This window comes from Psychrobacillus antarcticus, assembly GCF_029533155.1.
In the GTDB taxonomy this organism is placed as follows: Bacteria; Bacillota; Bacilli; order Bacillales_A; family Planococcaceae; genus Psychrobacillus; species Psychrobacillus antarcticus.
This window is the reverse complement of the sequence record NZ_JAIZDB010000019.1, coordinates 1-16707: the sequence shown is the minus strand read 5'-3', so window position 1 is coordinate 16707 and position 16707 is coordinate 1. Positions and strand designations below refer to the sequence as shown.

At 36.3% G+C, this 16707-nt stretch carries 19 protein-coding genes; 17 read left to right on the top strand and 2 right to left on the bottom strand.

Annotated elements, in window-relative coordinates; translation table 11 throughout:
- The first annotated feature begins 1 nt into the window (after position 1).
- Genes dat through LDK52_RS11745 form a run of 6 tightly spaced genes read left to right on the top strand, consistent with a single transcriptional unit; the run spans position 2 to position 4825 of the window.
- Positions 2-853, top strand: coding sequence for a D-amino-acid transaminase (gene dat, locus LDK52_RS11770; RefSeq protein ID WP_277586168.1), 852 nt, complete (start codon positions 2-4; stop codon positions 851-853).
- A complete protein-coding gene (gene thpR / locus LDK52_RS11765; RefSeq protein WP_277586167.1) occupies positions 850-1413 on the top strand; it encodes an RNA 2',3'-cyclic phosphodiesterase in 564 nt (187 codons plus the stop codon). The genes dat and thpR overlap by 4 nt, the downstream gene beginning before the upstream one ends.
- The gene (locus tag LDK52_RS11760) at positions 1397-2380 is read left to right on the top strand and encodes a nuclease-related domain-containing protein (protein WP_277586166.1); all 984 of its coding nucleotides are present in this window, start codon (positions 1397-1399) and stop codon (positions 2378-2380) included. Before thpR ends, LDK52_RS11760 begins: the two co-directional genes overlap by 17 nt.
- Entirely contained in the window at positions 2373-3290 is a 918-nt protein-coding gene (locus LDK52_RS11755) for a diacylglycerol/lipid kinase family protein (RefSeq protein WP_277586165.1), read from the top strand. The genes LDK52_RS11760 and LDK52_RS11755 overlap by 8 nt, the downstream gene beginning before the upstream one ends.
- Positions 3291-3309: 19 nt before the next feature.
- On the top strand, positions 3310-3951 hold the full coding sequence (gene trmB, locus LDK52_RS11750) for a tRNA (guanosine(46)-N7)-methyltransferase TrmB (protein WP_277586164.1): 642 nt from the start codon (positions 3310-3312) through the stop codon (positions 3949-3951).
- Between the two features lie 28 nt (positions 3952-3979).
- Positions 3980-4825 carry a YtnP family quorum-quenching lactonase gene (locus LDK52_RS11745; protein WP_277586163.1) on the top strand — a complete coding sequence of 282 codons (846 nt, stop codon included), beginning with the start codon at positions 3980-3982 and terminating at the stop codon, positions 4823-4825.
- A 136-nt stretch (positions 4826-4961) separates the two neighbouring features.
- On the opposite strand, the gene LDK52_RS11740 is transcribed toward LDK52_RS11745, so the two are convergent.
- A complete protein-coding gene (locus tag LDK52_RS11740; protein ID WP_277586162.1) occupies positions 4962-5276 on the bottom strand; it encodes a hypothetical protein in 315 nt (104 codons plus the stop codon).
- Between the two features lie 158 nt (positions 5277-5434).
- On the opposite strand from LDK52_RS11740, the gene LDK52_RS11735 reads away from it, so the two are divergent.
- The 11 genes from LDK52_RS11735 to ltrA all read left to right on the top strand — a co-directional run bounded on the left by LDK52_RS11735 (position 5435) and on the right by ltrA (position 16637).
- A complete protein-coding gene (locus LDK52_RS11735; RefSeq protein ID WP_277586161.1) occupies positions 5435-6508 on the top strand; it encodes a M42 family metallopeptidase in 1074 nt (357 codons plus the stop codon).
- Positions 6509-6583: 75 nt separating this feature from the next.
- Entirely contained in the window at positions 6584-7105 is a 522-nt protein-coding gene (locus LDK52_RS11730; RefSeq protein WP_277586160.1) for a DUF84 family protein, read from the top strand.
- A 64-nt stretch (positions 7106-7169) separates the two neighbouring features.
- Entirely contained in the window at positions 7170-7682 is a 513-nt protein-coding gene (locus LDK52_RS11725; protein WP_277586159.1) for a hypothetical protein, read from the top strand.
- 13 nt (positions 7683-7695) lie between these two features.
- Positions 7696-8007 (top strand): thioredoxin family protein, encoded by a 312-nt coding sequence (locus LDK52_RS11720; protein ID WP_277586158.1) that lies wholly within the window; start codon positions 7696-7698, stop codon positions 8005-8007.
- 58 nt (positions 8008-8065) lie between these two features.
- Entirely contained in the window at positions 8066-8881 is an 816-nt protein-coding gene (locus tag LDK52_RS11715) for a DUF1444 family protein (protein WP_277586157.1), read from the top strand.
- Positions 8878-9483: a YtpR family tRNA-binding protein gene (gene ytpR, locus LDK52_RS11710; protein WP_277586156.1), complete on the top strand. Its 606-nt coding sequence runs from the start codon at positions 8878-8880 to the stop codon at positions 9481-9483. The genes LDK52_RS11715 and ytpR overlap by 4 nt, the downstream gene beginning before the upstream one ends.
- Before the next feature lie 307 nt (positions 9484-9790).
- On the top strand, positions 9791-12241 hold the full coding sequence (locus LDK52_RS11705; protein WP_277586155.1) for a DNA translocase FtsK: 2451 nt from the start codon (positions 9791-9793) through the stop codon (positions 12239-12241).
- A gap of 112 nt (positions 12242-12353) precedes the next feature.
- Positions 12354-13655, top strand: coding sequence for a UDP-N-acetylmuramate--L-alanine ligase (gene murC, locus LDK52_RS11700; protein WP_277586154.1), 1302 nt, complete (start codon positions 12354-12356; stop codon positions 13653-13655).
- A gap of 139 nt (positions 13656-13794) precedes the next feature.
- Positions 13795-14259 (top strand): DUF948 domain-containing protein, encoded by a 465-nt coding sequence (locus LDK52_RS11695; RefSeq protein ID WP_277586153.1) that lies wholly within the window; start codon positions 13795-13797, stop codon positions 14257-14259.
- A 14-nt stretch (positions 14260-14273) separates the two neighbouring features.
- Positions 14274-14849, top strand: coding sequence for a YtxH domain-containing protein (locus LDK52_RS11690; protein ID WP_277586152.1), 576 nt, complete (start codon positions 14274-14276; stop codon positions 14847-14849).
- A gap of 504 nt (positions 14850-15353) precedes the next feature.
- A complete protein-coding gene (gene ltrA / locus LDK52_RS11685; protein ID WP_277586151.1) occupies positions 15354-16637 on the top strand; it encodes a group II intron reverse transcriptase/maturase in 1284 nt (427 codons plus the stop codon).
- Here the strand turns inward: ltrA and LDK52_RS11680 are convergent.
- Positions 16613-16707, bottom strand: a 95-nt coding sequence (locus LDK52_RS11680) for an ATP-binding protein (RefSeq protein ID WP_277586213.1), incomplete at its 5' end; no start/stop codon positions are given. The genes ltrA and LDK52_RS11680 overlap by 25 nt on opposite strands.

Here is a 16707-nt window from a genome sequence, read left to right as displayed (position 1 = left end):
CATGGTAAAAGTATTATGGAATGATCAATTTGTTCAAGAAGAAGATGTGAAAATTGGCTACGAAGATCGTGGCTATCAATTTGGTGATGGAATTTATGAAGTGATTAAAATTTATAACGGAGATATGTTCACTGCAACTGAGCATATTGATCGATTGTATGCGAGTGCGGATAAAATTCAACTAGTCATTTCATATACAAAAGACGTCATGCATAAAATGCTTCACGATCTTATTGAAATGAACGAGCTTCAAGATGGGCAAGTCTACCTTCAAGTAACACGTGGTACTAGCATGCGCCAACATAATTTCCCAGTTCCATCGGTTGAATCTGTATTAACAGCATATACAAAAGAAACGACACGTCCACTTACACAATTAGAAAATGGAGTTAAAGCTTGCTTCGTAGAGGATGTCCGCTGGTTACGTTGTGATATCAAATCGTTAAATTTATTAGGAAATGTTCTTGCGAAACAGGAAGCTATTAGTAAAGACTGCTATGAGGCGGTATTACATCGTGGAGAAACGATTACAGAAGGTTCATCTTCTAATATGTACGGTATTAAGGATGGAGTTTTATATACACATCCAGTTAGCAATTTAATACTTAATGGAATTACTCGCCAAGTAATTTTAAACTGCTGTGAAGAAGTTGGGCTACCGGTTGTTGAAGAGGCATTTACAAAAGCACAAGCACTAGAAATGGATGAAATGATTATGTCTTCTACCAACGCAGAAGTAATGCCTGTAATTTCTATTGACGATCGATTCATTGGTAACGGAAAACGTGGCGAATGGACCGAAAAAATTCAAGAAGCTTTTGAAAAAAGAATTCCATCGTCCGTTAAAATATGACCAAGCATTATTTTATCGCGATAAAGGTTCCACAGCAGGTAGCAAATGCAATTATTCAACAGCGTGATAAAACAAATTTACGACAGACACATAAAATATTACCCGTAACAGAGGATCTTCATATTACGCTCTATTACTTAGGGAATGTAGCAGATAGTAGATTAGAGCAAATTATTCACTCGCTTCATCATTTAGAATGGGAACCGTTTGAACTAACTACACAAGGAGTGGCACATTTTGGAAGTGAAGCCACTCCGCGTGTTGTATATACAGCCTTAGAAAAAAGTAATCTTTTGCAATTATTACAACAAAAAATTGTACAGCAGTTAGCGGAAATAATAGATCTACAGAAAAAAAGCGAGTTTACTGCCCATATTACCATCGCAAAAAAATGGGCCTCCAAAGAATCGGTGCATTTAACAGAGTTTACACTACCTGATTTGACCTTTAACGTTCTAAACTTCTCTATTTATACAATAAATGCAAATCAATCTCCGCGTTACGAGGAAATTAGTACAATTCAGTGGGGAAGGGGGGGAAAGAATGGCCCAACTTGTTAAATTACAAGATTATGTTTCTCGGTATCAAATTGATTTAAAAAGATACCCTACTCAGTTTGTGCGATTAAAGAAACAACAGTGGGATCGAACAAAGGAAGGGTGGGAGCGAGGTTCATTTAATTCTGATTGGATCGAAAAAGAAGAGGAGGTTGTTGTTGAATACAAGAAAAAATCGCTTTTCTCTATTCTTTTTCCAAAGCATAAAAAAGAAATGGCAGAAAGTATAGACTGGCAAAATGACGAATTGACGGAAGATATACCGATACCTGAAGAATCTACCACGTTACTTTTTGAACCCAAACTAGTATATAAACCTAAAACAAAAGAAGAGTTAAAGCGAATGTATTTAGATCAGCTATTTCATTTTCAACTAAAATGGGCAAGCTCCACTTTACGTGAAAAGTCTTATATAGATCCAAAATATATGCGTGATTCTTTGCTGAGGGATTTAACGCAGAAGCTACCGGATAATTATTTTTTGTTTTATTATCCTATTCTAAAACTTAAAAAAGCACCAATCGAGTTAGATATTATACTTATACTTCCTACTGAAGTTGTGTGTATTGTAGTTCTGGAGGACAAAGATTCCGATGCATTTATAGGCAGTGGAGAACGATTCTGGCTTAAAAAAAGTGGGAAAGAAGAAAAGAAAATATTAAATCCTACGATTAATCTTAATCGAATGGAATCTATTTTGGCACAGATTTTTCAAAAGCAAGAAATAGATCTACCGATAAAAAAAGTAATTCTTTCCAGAAATGGCTATATTGATTATCCAGGAAACTCATTTCACACGGAATTTATCGACACTAGAAAATTTTCAGAATGGTTTTTATCCTTGAAATCTTCCCATTCTCCGATGAAGCATATGCAATTTAAAGCTGCACAAGCGATTTTGGATCTAGTACAAACCACTTCGTATTCCAGATCTAGTTGGGATATAGGTAGTGAGGAATCCGATGAGTAATATAGTGTTTATTGTAAATGAGTATGCAGGGAACGGATTAGGCAAAAAGGTGTGGAAAAAATGGAAAGATGCTATCGATTTTCCTCACACGGTTTTTATAACAGAAAGAGAAGACCATGCCACGGAAATAGCGAAAAATTGTGCGGAATCGATGGATGATTTGCTATTAGTTGGTGTTGGTGGTGATGGTACAATTCATGAAATCATCATTGGTGTAGTTGGTTTTGAGCATGTTCGAATTGGTATAATCGCTGCAGGCAGTGGAAATGACTTTGGCCGCACATTTTCAGTTTTTCATAGTTTAAAAGATTTACAGGAGTTTGCTGTTAGTAGTCACCACGCGAAGATGGACATCGGTAGCGTAAAAACTTCTGATTCAGCATACAAGTTTGTCAATAATGCAGGATTTGGCTTTGATGCAAAAGTTGCGTACCTAGCAAATTATTCTGCATGGAAAAGTAGGTTAAACCTATTAAGGCTCGGTAAACTTGCATACATATTATATCTTATGAAAGAATTATTTGCGTTTAAGACATTTTCTTTTACCTTACATAATAAAGAAGCAGTTACCCGATTTGATGATGTGTGGTTTTTTGTAGTTTGCAATCAGCCATATTTTGGAGGAGGAATGAAAATCTCTCCATCGTCTATTCCTAATGATCAATTACTAGAGCTAACAGTCGTAAATAAATTATCAAGATGGAAATTATTATTTGTTTTTGGTACAGTATTCTTTGGAAAACATACTAAATTTAAAGAAGTGACACAGTTTCAAGCATCCGATTTTAATATAGTTATTCACGATGAAGTGTTTGGCCATGTAGATGGAGAGTTTTCTTGCGTAACCGAAAAAGATACAACTTACACATGTTCAGTAGTAGCAAATGCATGGAATTTAGCAAACCGTTAAAGAAAAAGGAGTTTGAATGATGAGGCTAAGAAATAAACCATGGGCAGAGGATTTTATCAATGCTCATCCCGAAATAGTTATCCCAAATCCAGAAGAAATAAAAGGAAAATGGGATGTTGAATTTAAGAATAATCATCCACTTCACATTGAAGTAGGTTCAGGAAAAGGACAGTTTGTTACAGGTATGGCCAAGCAAAATCCGACTATCAATTACATTGGTATCGAGCTATATGACAGTGTGATTGTGTCCGCTTTGGAAAATGCCATTGCAGCACAACCTTTGCCAAATTTACGATTATTGAAAGTGAATGGTGCAGATTTAGCGAAGTATTTTGAAAAAAATGACATACATCGTGTGTATTTAAATTTCTCTGATCCATGGCCAAAAAATAGGCATGCTAAAAGACGCTTAACACATGCTGAGTTTTTAGAATTATACAAGTCCATTTTAGTAGACCATGCAGAAATTCATTTCAAGACGGATAATCGAGGTTTATTTGAATACTCGTTAACGAGTATGTCAGCCTTTGGAATGATTATCAAAGATGTCTCCCTCGATTTGCATGTTAATATGCCGGAAGACAATGTTATGACGGAATATGAAGAAAAGTTTTCCGCAAAAGGACAGCCGATATACCGAGTAGAAGCTAAATACGTTTAGGCATATTTAAAATAAGGGGCGTGGAAGAATGGATAAGTTTAAATTTCATGAAATGTCATTCACATGGTTAAAGGGTGGGACAACTTATATGGACGGGGGTGCCATGTTTGGAGTGGTTCCAAAACCATTATGGGAAAAGAAATATCCAGTCAATGAGAAAAACCAAATTGAACTGCCATCTGATCCATTACTTATCCAATATAAGGGACAAAATATTTTAATGGAATCAGGTTTAGGTTATCGGAAAATGACTGAGAAGCAATTACGAAACTATGGTGTATCCGATCAATCTCAAGTAGAAGATAATCTAGTCTCATTAGGATTATTACCAGAGGATATCCACATTGTTATGATGACTCATCTTCATTTCGATCACGCCTGTGGACTGACTAAGTGGCAAGGAGACCAAATTGTTTCCACTTTTCCGAATGCAAAAATATATGTTTCCGATGTGGAATGGCAAGAGATGAAAAATCCTAATATTCGTTCCAAAAACACATATTGGAAAGAAAATTGGGAGCCAATTGAGAGCCAAGTGATACCGTTCACTGATTCTTTCGTGGTAATAGAAGGAATCGAAATGATTCACACCGGTGGTCATAGTAATGGACATAGTATTGTGGTATTTAAACAAGCGGAGGATACTGTCATACATATGGCCGATCTAATGCCTACCCATGCTCACCAAAACTCACTTTGGGTGCTAGCGTATGATGATTTTCCGATGACTTCTGTGTATGCGAAAGAAAAATGGGTCAAACAAGCACTTCAACATAATTACTGGTTCAGCTTCTACCACGATGCCTTCTATCGTATGATCAAATGGTCCGAAGATGGAAAAGAAATAGTGGATTTAGTTGAAAGAAGTCGGTAAATTGAAAACGAGTGGTGACATTGTTATTGTCATCGCTCTTATTTGTGGAATAATTTACCTATTCCAACTAAATCTTTTTGGACAATAAAAAAGGCTAGTCATGATAAAAATCACGAGTAGCCATTACTTTCGAAACTTAGATTTTCACCAAATCTACGACCGATCCTGTTTTTGCATCTGCGGCAAACTCAAATTGCTCAATTTCCCCATTCTTTACTCGGGAAATTCCACCTTTATACACATTCATACTAATGGCTGCTTTTTGAAATTTCTCTGGAGTCATATATATCCAGGATCCATCGATTGGACCCTCTTTTTTGAAAGAATTTTTAATTTCATTTAATACTAACTCTGCTGAACGATTGAAATCCATCTTAGTTGTAGCTTGGCTGGCAATAACCCCAATAACAATACCAGTTCCAAGTCCCATCATGTAATCTTTTATTTTCATTAGAATTCCTCCCCATCTGATTTATTTTAGTGTATCATATATCCTCTTTACGATTAAATTTTTCGGTATACGAAGTTTAATCGTAGTAAACGACACCATCTTTTATTACAATAGAAAGTGGAGATAATTATGTATATAGCATTAGGAGGCTTTTTTATATGAATGAAGAAACACGCTCGCTATTTAAAACATTGACAGAACTACCAGGAGCGCCTGGAAATGAATATGCTGTTCGTGCCTTTATGCGCAGCGAACTGACTAAATATTCAGATGAAATTGTTCAAGATAATTTAGGTGGAATATTTGGGCTTAAAAAAGGCGATGAAAATGGTCCGAAAATTTTAGTTGCTGGTCATATGGATGAAGTCGGATTCATGGTATCAGGAATCACAGATAATGGAATGGTTCGTTTTCAGCCACTAGGTGGTTGGTGGAGCCAGGTTTTACTTGCTCAACGAGTAGAAGTTGTCACTAAGCATCAAACAGTTCCAGGAGTAATCGGATCTATTCCTCCCCATTTGTTAAGCGATGAACTTCGAAGCAAACCGATGGATATAAAAAACATGTTAATTGATGTTGGAGCAGATGATAAAGAGGATGCTCTTCAAATGGGTATTAAACCGGGTGATCAAATCTTACCAGTTTGTCCTTTTACACCAATGGCAAATGATAAAAAAATTATGGCGAAGGCTTGGGACAATCGTTATGGTTGTGGATTAGCAATTGAGCTGTTAAAAGAAGTACAAAACGAGCAGCTACCAAATATGCTTTATTCTGGTGCAAACGTAATGGAGGAAGTCGGTCTACGTGGTGCCCAAGCGTCAGCGAATATGATTAACCCTGACTTGTTCTTTGCCCTAGATGCAAGTCCTGCAAATGATGCTTCTGGTAACAAAGATGAATTTGGCCAACTCGGAAAAGGAGCACTACTACGAATATTCGACCGTACAATGGTGACGCATCGTGGCATGCGTGAATTCGTTTTAGATACAGCAGAAACACATAAAATTCCATATCAGTATTTCATCTCACAAGGTGGTACAGATGCTGGACGTGTTCATACATCGGGTGAAGGTATCCCAAGTGCGGTAATTGGTATTTGCTCACGATATATTCATACATCAGCTTCTATCATTCATACAGATGACTACGCTGCAGCAAAAGAGCTTATAGTAAAACTAGTTAAAACATGCGATCGCACAACTTTAGAGACAATCAAATCGAACGTATAAGTAGAGTAAGTAGACTATTCATTAAAAAGATGCCTTTTCAAGGGCATCTTTTTATCTAGAGAGGAGTATGAATGGATGAAAATATTAATAGGTACACAAAATAGAGCTAAAACAAAAGCTGTTCAAGCGATTTCTAGTGTTTACTATCCAGATGCAATTTTTGAGAATATAGAAGTCTCTTCAGATGTTTCCGAGCAACCAATGAGTCAGGAAGAAACTAGGCAAGGTGCTATTAACCGTGCCAAATATCTGATGGAAGATACAGATGCGCTGTTTGGGATAGGATTAGAGGGTGGCATTCAAGTAATAGACGGTCAAATGTACATTTGTAATTGGGGGGCACTGGTGACGCAAAAGGGTACTGTTTTTACGGCTACAGGAGCTGGAGTTCCACTTCCTAAGGAAATATCTGAACAGTTACTAGCTGGTGCGGAACTTGGACCTGTAATGGACGTCTTTACTAATAAGAACGGTATTCGCCATGATGAAGGTGCAATTGGAGTATTTTCAAATGGATTTGTTAATAGAAGTGCTATGTTCGAGCATATAATGCTATTATTGATAGGGCAATTTGAATTTTCAAATAAGTCCAAGTAGTTGCAACTGTAGGTAATCATCGTTAAAATATATAGCAGTTAATGCACTGAATGGAGGAAAGAGAATGACCCGAAAATGGATGCGATTATTGATCGCGTCACTAGCTGTCATTTTATTAGCTGGATGTTCTTCTTTGCAAGAACAAACTGTAGATGGGCTTGAGAATGCAAAAATAACCTTTCAAGGCGATGCAGAAAAGCCAAATGAAAAAATGGATGATATCAATATATTTATCCCTCGTGGTTTTTCAATAGAGGAAGAATCGAATGAGACGAATATTATTCTTTCCAAAGGAAATGATTCATTTATTCTCTTTATAAATCCCAATGAATTACCGAGCAGTCAATTATATTATGATTTGATGACGACAAATAGCAATCTAAACGTATTAGAAGAAAAAACATTTGAGCAAAATGGACGTTTTGGATTTGCTGCCATAATTGAAAATAGTGAAGAAAAGTATGAGCTTATCACAAGTATTGGCGGTATTAAGCTAACCACTATTTCTGACCAACAAGATATTGCGGATAATTTAGAGAAGATGATGCTTATTATTCGGTCCATTTCAACAAACTAGGGGAGTGATACATATGGAAAATCTGGCTTCAGTAGAACAATTCGAACAATTAAAGCAGCAAGGAAAAGTTGTGTTTAAATTCACAGCTGGCTGGTGTCCCGATTGTCATTTCATCGATCCTTTCATGGGAGAGGTAGAAGAAAAATTTACGGATATCACTTTTATCTCTGTAGATCGTGATCAGTTCATCGATTTATGTATTGAGCTTGATATATTTGGTATTCCTAGTTTTCTAGGATATGAAAATGGCGTAGAAAAAGGTCGATTTGTTAGTAAGGACCGTAAAACTAGAGAAGAAATTGAATCATTTCTTCAATCGATTTAATCCATCCAAACGGTTCACCTAGTGGGCCGTTTTGTTAATTGAAAGGAAAAGATAACTAATGAAAGCACTTGAACTAGTACAACTGTTAAAAACAAAGCTTTCCGAGGATATATATGCGTACGATTATAATAGAGAAACAAATAAGCTTCGATTGAATCATAAAGTAACTGGAAAAGGAATTGAAATTTCGGTTCCTCCAATTTTAGCTAAATATGAAACGAAAAAAGAAGTAGCAATTAATGAAGTCGTGTATACGATACACGAAACATTTCAAGCAATGGAAAAAGAGTTGGCCGGTGAAATAGATCCATCATTGTCGGTATATCCAGTTATCCGTTCCACTTCTTTTCCGGTTAAGTCTAATGAAGGTAATCGTTTTATCACGAAAGATCATACAGCAGAAACACGTATTTACTATGTAGTAGATCTTGGTAAAACTTACAGATTACTAGATGAAAAAATGTTGGCGGACTGGAAAATTAGGGAGACAGAAGTTCGTGAACGAGCAATTTTCCAAGTTAGAAATTTAGAAAATAGCTTTAAAAAAGATGAAGTATCAGGCAATATTTTTTATTTCTTTAATAATAATGACGGGTACGATGCAAGTCGTATACTGAACGAGTCGCTATTAAAAGAGATGGAAAAAATAATTACTGGAGATATGACTATTTCTGTACCCCATCAAGATGTTATGATAATTGGTGATATAAGAAATGAAACAGGTTACGACGTTCTGGCTCAAATGACGATGCATTTCTTTACCGTAGGAACCGTGCCTATTACTTCATTATCATTCATCTACGAAAATGGAGATTTAGAACCAATATTCATCATGGCGAAAAATCGAGTATCAAAGGAGAACAAAGACAAATGAATATTTTTTACAACAAACCCGGAGTTGGAGACGTATTATTAATCCAATTAACACCTGAAAAAACAGAAAAAGTTATTACCGAAACAAATGGTGATGTTACACAAGTAAAAGATGCACAAACAAACGAAGTGTTGGCTATAAACATTTTTGAATTTAGTAAGCATAAAGATTTAGACGTACAAGGTAATGTTCCGTTAACTACAGAATTAGTAGAAACCGTACAACAAATATTAGAGAAAAATGGTGTTTCTTTTAAATTAGAAGCAGATCTCTCTCCTAAATTTGTAGTTGGACAAGTAGTCTCGTTAGAACAGCATCCAAATGCTGATAAGTTAAAAGTGTGCCAAGTAAATATTGGAGAATCGACTTTACAAATCGTATGTGGCGCACCTAATGTAGAAGCAGGTCAAAAAGTAGTGGTAGCTAAAGTGGGGGCAGTAATGCCTTCAGGTATGGTTATTAAAGACGCGGAACTCAGAGGTGTTGCTTCAAGCGGCATGCTATGCTCGGCAAGAGAATTGGCAATTCCAAACGCACCTGAAGTAAAAGGTATTCTTATTCTGGAAGATCAAGAAGAAGTCGGAAGTGAATTTTTAGTTTAATGCTTGAAAAGCATGCCTCGTAGGTGTGCTTTTTTTGTTGTGAGGAGAGCTTTTTATGCCATTTAATGTAAATAGGATGTTTTATATGTTCCTTTGATTTGATCGATAGAAACTTTCTTTCAAATATTGTTTACTTATAAAAAGGACTATTTATACATAAATTTTACTGAACCAAATACTTAAGTGGCATTTCCAAATAGGTAAATGCGTAATACACATGATTTATTTCCTATTCTACCTTATAAATACAGACGTATCCTATTATTATTGGTAGAATAAGAAGTATCTTTTAGAAAGAGTGATGAATTTGAATTGGTTAAAAAAATTATTTGCCTCAGATGAAAAAGAATATGAAGATGAATACAATGAGCAACAACAAACGGTACATTCTGCAACGAAAAAAGCTCCTTTTCGTTTCCCGTTAATATCAGACGAAGAAAAAAATGAAGAAGTAAATGGATATAAAAAAGAAGAAAAAATAGTTGGAACATATAAAGAAGAACCTCATTTCGAAGAACCTGTATATAAACCATTATATACTCAAAATAAATGGCAGCAACGCGCACAACCAACTGTCATACACCGAGCAGAGAAAAAAATAGTGGAGGAAAAAATAGTAGTGGATCCTCCCGTTATAAATCGAAAGAAAAAACCATTCAAACCTACAGAGGTTCCTTCACCGGTTTATGGATTTTCCAGATCAGTAGCAGAAAATAAAATAAAAGAAAAAGAGATCTTTGAAGAAATAGAACAAAAAACGGAAACAGTCAGTTCAGAGGTACTATATAATCCGGAACCTATTAATCAAGAGCGAGAAGTTATTGCAACAGAAGAATTGGTGCTTGTAACTGAACTAGAAGCCAATCTTCCGGTTGATTTCACAGAAGAAACTTTACAAGTAATTGAAGTAGTAGAAGAAGCTGTAGAAGTAATTGAAGTAGTAGAAGAAGTTGTACAGGTAATCGAGGCATTAGAAGAAGCTGTACAAGTAGTTGAGGTATTAGAAGATGATGTACAGGTAATTGAGGTTGCAAGAGAAGTTGTACAAGCTGAGGTAGCTGTGACGGAAATACTAGAAACAATTGATCTGGTTCATAATACTAACAACATAGACGCTGTGAAACCTGTGAAAGAAAACATTAGACCTTTTAATGTTCTAATGTTGAAATCAGATAAAAGCAAATTGAATAGAATAGATACTATAAACAAAATTTCTCCGATAACGCAAAAGGCGGTAATTACAACAACGCCATCTATTCAGCCGGAACAAAAACAAATGATTGAAAAGGTTTCAGTAAGTGTGCAGGAAGTAGAGCCATTAATGGAAACAGAGCAAGAAGAAATCAAGTCTACCTATGTAAGACCTTCATTTAGTCATTTACTTCCCCCCGAAATGAATGTTGAGGATAAAGATTGGATGGAGGAGCAGGCATTTAAGTTAGTAGATGCGCTATCTCATTTTCAAGTTGCTGGCGAAATTGTTCAGATGGTACAGGGACCAGCAGTCACTCAATTTGAAATAACAGTAGGGCAGGGAACTAAGGTTAGTAAAATACGTAACCTAGCGGATGATCTTAAACTTGCATTAGCAGCTAAGGATATTCGTATTCAAGCACCAATTCCAGGGAAGAGCTCCATAGGAATTGAGATACCAAATAGAAAGTCTCGTGCAGTCCGATTATCTGAAGTAATAAATACAGATATATTTTTAGATTCTGATTCGCCTCTTGAAGCTGCATTAGGTTTAGATCTAAATGGTAAACCGGTCACATTGGATCTGCGTAAAATGCCTCATGGTCTCATTGCAGGTGCAACTGGATCTGGTAAATCCGTATTTATTAACTCATTATTAGTAAGTTTGTTGTATAAAGCAACACCAGATGAAGTAAAATTATTATTAATAGATCCTAAAATGGTTGAGCTTGCACCGTTCAATCATATTCCACATCTGGTTAGTCCAGTTATTACGGATGTAAAAGCTGCAACTGCTGCATTGAAATGGGCAGTGGAGGAAATGGAACGACGATATCAATTATTTGCGCATATCGGTGTACGGGATATTACAAGATATAACACGCTTGCAACGGCGAAGCGACAATTTGCTCAAAAGCTTCCTTATATTGTTATTGTTATTGATGAACTTGCAGATTTAATGATGATGGCTCCTACGGAAGTAGAGGATGCTATTTGTCGAATTGCTCAAAAGGCGAGAGCATGTGGAATACACTTAGTGTTAGCGACTCAACGTCCTTCTGTAGACGTTATTACTGGCTTGATCAAAGCTAATATCCCTACACGTATTGCATTTTCTGTATCTTCACAAATTGATTCTCGTACGATTTTGGATCAACAGGGAGCAGAACGTTTGCTAGGAAAAGGAGATATGTTGTATCAAGGGAACGGGATGTCTAGCCCTGTTCGTATCCAGGGTACATATGTCTCAGATGATGAAATTGAAAGTGTTATTGAATATGCTAGAAGTCAGGGTAATCCTGTTTATATGTTTGAACAAGAGGAACTTCTCCAAAAAGAAATTACCTCTGAACAGGATGAGTTATTTGAAGAGGCTTGCCGTTTTATCGTAGAACAAGGAACAGCCTCCACTTCGTTATTACAACGAAAGTATCATCTAGGATATAACCGTGCAGCTCGCTTAATAGATGCCATGTATGAAAATGGTTATATTACGGAACAAAGAGGTAGTAAAGCAAGAGATGTACTATTAACGAGTGAAACACTAGAGGAAATATTTAGTTAAAACTGTTTATGAATTTTTACAAGAAATAGTGATATAATGATAAGTACGTCTAAATAGGCGAATGAGATATTTAATGTATATAATTGGGGCTAATCCCAGGAGGTTTCTACGTATGACAAAGTATCATTTTACAGGCATTAAAGGGTCTGGAATGAGCCCGTTAGCGCAAATTTTGCATGATACAGGCTATGAAGTACAAGGTTCTGATATTGAAAAATATTTTTTTACTGAAAAACCATTACATGAGCGAAATATAGAAATATTATTATTTGATGAATCGAATATAAAAGAGGGAATGACTGTTATTGCTGGAAATGCATTTCCCGACAGTCATCCTGAGTTAGTTAAAGCTAGAGAAATTGGCTTAGAGATAATTCGTTACCATGATTTCTTAGGGGATTATATGAGTAAGTTTACTTCTATAGCAGTTACTGGTGCTCATGGAAAAACATCGACTACCGGTTTGTTATCCCATGTATTAAGTGGATACGAAGCCACATCCTATTTAATAGGTGATGGTACTGGAAAAGGTATGCCAAACGCGTCTAATTTTGTGTTTGAGGCATGCGAATATCGCCGTCATTTTCTAGCGTATAATCCGGATTATGCAATCATGACAAATGTTGATTTTGATCATCCGGATTATTTTGAAGATATTGATGATGTATACCAGGCATTTCAGTCAATGGCGATGCAAGTGAAAAAAGGGATCTTTGCTTGTGGAGATGACAAATACTTGCAACAGATAAAATCGGAAGTTCCGGTTGTATACTACGGTTTTGGAGAACATAATGATTTTGCTGCACGCAATATTGAAATAACACCAAAAGGTACATCTTTTGATGTATTTGTACGCAACGAGTTTTATGATCGTTTCTTTATACCAATGTTCGGTGACCATACCATCCAAAATGCTCTTGCAGTAATCACTCTGTGCAACTATGAAGGAGTCCCTGCAGATACTATTCAAAAAGGTTTAGAGTCATTTGAAGGGGTAAAAAGGCGGTTTACGGAGACTATAATAGGTAATGATATTATCATTGATGATTATGCACATCATCCGACAGAAATAAAAGCTACTATTCAGTCGGCTAGACAAAAATATCCAACTCATCAAATTATTGCGATTTTCCAGCCACATACTTTTACAAGAACTCAAAAATTTTTACAAGAATTCAGTGAGTCTTTGAGTTTGGCCGATCAAGTCTATTTATGTGATATTTTTGGATCTGCAAGAGAAAATGCAGGCAATTTAACAATTGAAACCCTGGGAGATATTATTGAAGGAAGTCATATTCTAACAGAAGAATCTGTAGGGGATTTGCAAGCAAATGAAAATTCTGTATTCTTATTTATGGGAGCAGGAGACGTACAAAAGTATCAACAAGCGTTTGAAGCAAAATTAAATAAATAAAAAAAGCTTAATCCTATCTGGATTAAGCTTTTTTTAAAGGATATTTAAAAGAAACGTAGTATAGTATAGGTAGGAAGTTTAATTTGATTTGATTAGGGTAAAAATGTATTAAGACATATTAGTTTTAGGAGGATGAACAATGGAAAATCTTTTATACATAGCCGCTATTATAGCTGCTGTTGCATTTCTGATACTTTGTATTAGTTTAGCAATGACATTATTTTCAGTAAAGAAAACGCTAAATAATGTTGCAGACACATTAGATGGCTTGGAAACAAATTTGCAAAACATGACAAAAGAAACAGCTGAACTTCTTCATAAAACAAATGGTTTAGCAGAAGACATTCAAGCTAAATCGGTGAAGTTAAATACTGTTGTGGATGCAGTTAAAAATGTGGGAACTTCTGTTAATGGATTTAATCATTCTATCCAACGCTTAACAACTTCTGTTACCTCTGAAGTCGAGAAGAATGAAGAAAAAATTGCTCAGGTAGTGCAATGGAGTAACGTTTTACTAGGTGTCCGTGACAAATGGAAAGAACGTAAAGCATTGGAACGAGCTGGGTATTATACTTACGAAAACGACAACCAAAAACCACTATAATCGGAGGAATTTACATGACAGATCAAAAACAAACTAAGCCTAATTACAACGAAGCAACTTATAATCATGAATATTATGCAAACCAATCATCTTACAATCAGCAGGGGCAACCGAATTACCCACCAGTACCATACTACAACAATGATTCAAGAGACGATATTTATCGTGATGATGAAGTAAATGGTAAAGATTTTATAATCGGTGTTTTAATCGGTGGAATTATTGGAGCAACTACTGCATTATTATTAGCACCAAAAACGGGTACAGAGCTGCGTGGAAACCTTTCCACACAAGCCGGTCAGCTTAAAGAAAAAACAATGGACTTTTCTTCTACTGCAAAAGAAAAAACAACACAGCTGTCTAAGCAAATCCAAGAGCAATCTGGACAATTAGTTGATAAAGTAAAAGCTATTAAACCAACTGCATCTTCTCCACTGGATGATGGTACAGCTTCATCAGAGGGAGAAGAGTCAATGGAATTTATGGAAACTCTCTCTCATACAACAGAAGAATTAACGGAACAAGAAGAAAATGCAACTGCAATAGCAGAGGCTATTAAAGAGGCAATTGTGGAAGAAGAAAAGAAGTAAATTTTATAAACGAGATAACTAATACAAATGAGCATTGCATTTATGCAGTGCTTTTTTTAGTGCGCCAGGCATGGCGACTATCTAGGTGGTGAAAGTCCACTGTGGGGGTACACATCAACTAACCACTAGAGAAACGCAAGGTACTTATCGCGAGGTAAGGGCTGAAGGAAGCGTGTATCAAAATCTTGGCTCAACGAACAGAAATCTGATACCAAGGCTTTATAGGTGGATAAGGCTCCTAAACAAGTTAAAGTCCAAAAGATGTGCGTAATCCTATAAAGTAAATCAGGTGAGTAAAAGAGGAAAGATAGTTGTCTTACCCTGGGAGGTCTCACGGACAGCTGAGGAGTCCCCTATAAAGAAAGCTGGTCGGAAAAGGTTTATCGTGAGAAGTCAGCCGAAGCCATAGTAATGATAAAAATCATGAAGGGCTGAACAATTTATAGTGTTTCTACACCATGATTGCACGAAAGATAAACTTCTGAATGTGTTAATGAGGAAAGTATGAGCGTATCTCAGAGGATACTCAAAAGAGAAGTGTCTTATCGTCACGTGAAAGGAAAGGAAGAAACGAGTGTGGAGCTTTTAGAAGAAATCCTAAACAATCAAAATATGAATCAAGCCTATAAGCGAGTGTACCGTAATAAAGGCACGAGTGGAATAGACGGAGTGACTGTGGAAGATTTGAAGGTACATCTAAGGGAACATAAGGATGAACTGCGGGATCAAATTCGGAAAAGGAAATACCAACCAACGCCGGCATTACGAGTCGAGATTCCAAAAGAAAATGGAAAAATGCGTAAACTAGGTATTCCAACAGTTGTCGACAGAGTGGTACAACAAGCAATTAGCCAAATACTCGGCCCCATATTCGAAAAACAATTCAGCGAATACAGCTATGGTTTCCGACCAAAAAGAAGCTGCGAAATGGCAATTATCCAGGCCTTGGAATATATAAATGACGGACATGAATGGTTAGTAGATATTGACTTAGAGCGATTCTTTGATACAGTTCATCACGACAAGCTGATGAGAATCATCTCCCATACGATTAAAGATGGAGATGTGATTTCCCTCATACGGAAATATCTTATAAGTGGTGTGATGGTCAATGGAAAGTATGAAGCTACACCAGTCGGAACACCGCAAGGTGGCAACCTTAGTCCGCTTTTAAGCAATATTATGTTGAATGAACTGGATAAGGAACTAGAGGCAAGAGGACTGCGTTTCGTAAGATACGCAGATGATAGCCTTATTTTCGTCAAAAGTGAGAAAGCAGCAAACAGAGTACTTTCTTCTATTACAGAATTTATCGAGAACAAATTGGGACTGAAAGTGAATACGGAAAAAAGTAGAATCTCAGGACCTATTGAAACAAAATTTCTAGGATTCGGTTTCTATTATGATTCCACTAAGCAGAGGTTTCAACCAAGACCACATGGAAAGTCGATTCAGAAATTTCAAAGGAAACTGCGCCAGCTAACAAAAAGAAACTGGGGCATCTCACTTGATGAAAGAATCATCAAGTTGAAACAAGTCATTTTCGGTTGGATCAACTATTTCAAGATAGCCAACATGAAGAAAATCCTTGGGACAATAGACGCAAAGCTCCGTTCTAGAATTCGGGTAATTATTTGGAAGCAGTGGAAGAACAATAAAAAGAGAATAAAGTCTCTCGTTCAACTTGGCATTCCAAAAGAGGAAGCCAAATATAAATGTCAACACAAATATGTACATTTCCGCTTGCGTAAGTATGTACAAAATTACTCGTTTTCCTTCGTTAAATGATTCTTCAATCTATAAGAATCTCCTACAATTGAAACGACGGTTGCGTGATGTAAAACTCGGTCTAATATTG

Excerpts from the sequence above, each read along its gene's own strand:
- dat (WP_277586168.1), top strand. The coding sequence starts at position 2 with ATGGTAAAAGTATTATGGAATGATCAATTTGTTCAAGAAGAAGATGTG.
- thpR (WP_277586167.1), top strand. The coding sequence starts at position 850 with ATGACCAAGCATTATTTTATCGCGATAAAGGTTCCACAGCAGGTAGCA.
- LDK52_RS11760 (WP_277586166.1), top strand. The coding sequence starts at position 1,397 with ATGGCCCAACTTGTTAAATTACAAGATTATGTTTCTCGGTATCAAATT.
- LDK52_RS11755 (WP_277586165.1), top strand. The coding sequence starts at position 2,373 with ATGAGTAATATAGTGTTTATTGTAAATGAGTATGCAGGGAACGGATTA.
- trmB (WP_277586164.1), top strand. The coding sequence starts at position 3,310 with ATGAGGCTAAGAAATAAACCATGGGCAGAGGATTTTATCAATGCTCAT.
- LDK52_RS11745 (WP_277586163.1), top strand. The coding sequence starts at position 3,980 with ATGGATAAGTTTAAATTTCATGAAATGTCATTCACATGGTTAAAGGGT.
- LDK52_RS11740 (WP_277586162.1), bottom strand. The coding sequence starts at position 5,276 with ATGAAAATAAAAGATTACATGATGGGACTTGGAACTGGTATTGTTATT.
- LDK52_RS11735 (WP_277586161.1), top strand. The coding sequence starts at position 5,435 with ATGAATGAAGAAACACGCTCGCTATTTAAAACATTGACAGAACTACCA.
- LDK52_RS11730 (WP_277586160.1), top strand. The coding sequence starts at position 6,584 with ATGAAAATATTAATAGGTACACAAAATAGAGCTAAAACAAAAGCTGTT.
- LDK52_RS11725 (WP_277586159.1), top strand. The coding sequence starts at position 7,170 with ATGACCCGAAAATGGATGCGATTATTGATCGCGTCACTAGCTGTCATT.
- LDK52_RS11720 (WP_277586158.1), top strand. The coding sequence starts at position 7,696 with ATGGAAAATCTGGCTTCAGTAGAACAATTCGAACAATTAAAGCAGCAA.
- LDK52_RS11715 (WP_277586157.1), top strand. The coding sequence starts at position 8,066 with ATGAAAGCACTTGAACTAGTACAACTGTTAAAAACAAAGCTTTCCGAG.
- ytpR (WP_277586156.1), top strand. The coding sequence starts at position 8,878 with ATGAATATTTTTTACAACAAACCCGGAGTTGGAGACGTATTATTAATC.
- murC (WP_277586154.1), top strand. The coding sequence starts at position 12,354 with ATGACAAAGTATCATTTTACAGGCATTAAAGGGTCTGGAATGAGCCCG.
- LDK52_RS11695 (WP_277586153.1), top strand. The coding sequence starts at position 13,795 with ATGGAAAATCTTTTATACATAGCCGCTATTATAGCTGCTGTTGCATTT.
- LDK52_RS11690 (WP_277586152.1), top strand. The coding sequence starts at position 14,274 with ATGACAGATCAAAAACAAACTAAGCCTAATTACAACGAAGCAACTTAT.
- ltrA (WP_277586151.1), top strand. The coding sequence starts at position 15,354 with ATGAGCGTATCTCAGAGGATACTCAAAAGAGAAGTGTCTTATCGTCAC.